Genomic DNA, 2355 nt, shown 5'->3' with positions numbered 1-2355 from the left:
CGCTGACCCACCCCACCCCTCCGCCTCACTGGCGTTGATCATGCGGTCGGCGGCAGTGCCCGTGCCACCGTCCACTCCATGGGTCGGCACGGGCTGGGGTCGGGGTCAGAGCTGACCGAGGGACTTGAAGCGGAGGTAGGTGTCGGCGACGGTGGGGGCGAGACGGTTGGCCGGGGTGTCGACCACGGTGACGCCGTAGCGGGCCAGGGCGGCGCGTACCCGGCCCCGCTCCGCGAGGGCCCGCCAGCCCGCCGCCGCCGCGTACGCGTCGCCGGGACGGGCCGGCACTGCGGTGGTCAGGCCGGTGAGCACCGGGTCGTGCACGGCCGCCACCACCACCCGGTGTCGGGCGGCCAGCCGGGGCAGCACCGGCAGCAACCCCTCGCCGAGCGCGCCGGCCTCCAGGGCGGTGAACAGCACCACCAGGCTGCGCTGCCGTGCCCGGCACATGATCTCTGCGGCGATCAGCTCGAAGTCCGTCTCCACCAGGGCCGGCTGTAGCGGCGCGACCGCCGTCACCAGCCGGTTGAGCAGGGCCGGCCGGCCGCTGCCGGTCACCGTCGCCCGGATCGCGGTGTCCGCGGCGAGCAGGTCGACCCGGTCGCCGGCCCGGGCGGCGAGCGCGGTGAGCAACAGCGCCGCGTCGATGGCGGTGTCCAGGCGGGGCTCGTCACCGATCCGAACCGCCGAGGTGCGGCCGGTGTCCAGCACGCAGACCAGCCGCCGGTCCCGCTCCGGCCGCCAGGTGCGAACCAGCACGTCGGCCCGGCGGGCACTGGCCCGCCAGTCGATCGAGCGGACGTCGTCGCCGACCACGTACTCGCGCAGTGTGTCGAACTCGGTGCCCTGGCCCCGGCCTCGGGCCACCTGCGTACCGTCGATCACCCGTAGCCGGGACAGCTTCTCGGGCAGGTGCCGGCGCGAGTCGAAGCGGGGCAGTACCCGCAGCGCCCAGGGTGGCGTCGCCGGCCGCCCGGCCCACTGCCGGAACGCCAGCCCCAGCGGGCCCAGCGACCGCACCGCCAGGGCCACCGCCGGTCGGTCGCCGCGCCGGGTCGGGGTCAGCCGGCTGGGCAGCGCCGCCGTGCCGCCGGGTGCCACCCGGGTCACCCGTTGCGGCGGTACGGTCCCGACGGCACCCGCCGACGGCACCCAGGCGTCCCGGACCTGGGCGCGCAGCGTACGGCCGGCGGTGTTGGTCAGGCGCAGTGTGACGGTGGCGGTACCGCCGAGGCGTACCGACCGGTCGCCGTCCCGGGCCGCGGCGACCGCGCGCAGCGGTGCGGCGAGGGCCCAGTCCACGGCGCAGAGCAGCAGCACCGCGCCGGTCATCACCGCGACGCCGACCAGCGGGGCCGGCCACACCGGCAGGGTCAGCGCACCTACCAGCAGCAGGACGGCCGCCCGCCAGGTCATCGCGGTGTCGGCACGGTGGCCAGCACCGTGTCCAGCACCGGGTCCACGCCGACGCCCTCCAGCTCCACCTCCGGGCGCAGCCGCAGCCGGTGCCGCAGCGTCGGCCGTGCGGTCGCCTTCACGTCGTCCGGGGTGACGTGGTCCCGACCGGCCAGCCAGGCCCACGCCTTGGCCGTGGCGAGCAGCGCGGTCGCCCCACGGGGCGAGGCGCCCAGCTCCAGCGCCGGGGTGACCCGGGTGGCCCGGCACAGGTCCACGATGTAACCGAGAACGGTTTCGGCGACGTGTACCCGGCCGACCGCCTCGCGGGCGGCGGCCAGGTCGGCCGCGGTGGCCACCGGTCGTACGCCCGCCGCCGTCAGGTCGCGCGGATCGAAGCCGGCGTGGTGGGCGCGCAGCACCCCCAGTTCCTCGTCCCGGCTGGGCAGCGGCACGGTGAGCTTGAGCAGGAACCGGTCGAGCTGCGCCTCGGGCAGCGGATAGGTGCCCTCGTGCTCGATCGGGTTCTGGGTGGCGGCGACGATGAACGGGTCGGGCAGCGGGCGACGGGCGCCCTCGACGGAGACCTGCCGTTCCTCCATCACCTCCAGCAGCGCCGACTGGGTCTTCGGCGGCGTCCGGTTGATCTCGTCGGCGAGCAGCAGGTTGGTGAAGACCGGCCCCTCGCGGAAGGTGAACGCGGCGGTCTGCGGGGCGAAGACCAGCGAGCCGGTGACGTCTCCGGGCATCAGGTCGGGGGTGAACTGCACCCGCTTCGAGTCGAGGTCCAGCGCGGTGGCGACGGTGCGGATCAGCAGGGTCTTGGCCACCCCCGGCACGCCCTCCAGCAGCACGTGGCCGCGGCACAGCAGCGCGATGACCAGCCCGGTGACCACGGCGTCCTGCCCGACGACCGCCTTCGCCACCTCGGCGCGCAACCGGTGCAGGGCGGCACGGGCG

General features: G+C 75.8%; 2 protein-coding genes. Both read right to left on the bottom strand.

Annotated features, from left to right (window positions below):
- Positions 1-105: 105 nt before the first annotated feature.
- Positions 106-1416: a DUF58 domain-containing protein gene (locus tag E1193_RS31130; protein ID WP_132186695.1), complete on the bottom strand. Its 1311-nt coding sequence runs from the start codon at positions 1414-1416 to the stop codon at positions 106-108.
- Positions 1413-2355: MoxR family ATPase (locus E1193_RS31125; RefSeq protein WP_132186694.1), on the bottom strand; the 943-nt coding region annotated here is incomplete at its 5' end. The genes E1193_RS31125 and E1193_RS31130, both read right to left, overlap by 4 nt.

The sequence above is a fragment of the Micromonospora sp. KC606 genome, from assembly GCF_004348675.1.
In the GTDB taxonomy this organism is placed as follows: Bacteria; Actinomycetota; Actinomycetes; order Mycobacteriales; family Micromonosporaceae; genus Micromonospora.
The sequence above is the reverse complement of the archived record's forward strand: the minus strand, read 5'-3'. Positions and strand labels throughout refer to the sequence as shown.

Excerpts from the sequence above, each read along its gene's own strand:
- E1193_RS31130 (WP_132186695.1), bottom strand. The coding sequence starts at position 1,416 with ATGACCTGGCGGGCGGCCGTCCTGCTGCTGGTAGGTGCGCTGACCCTG.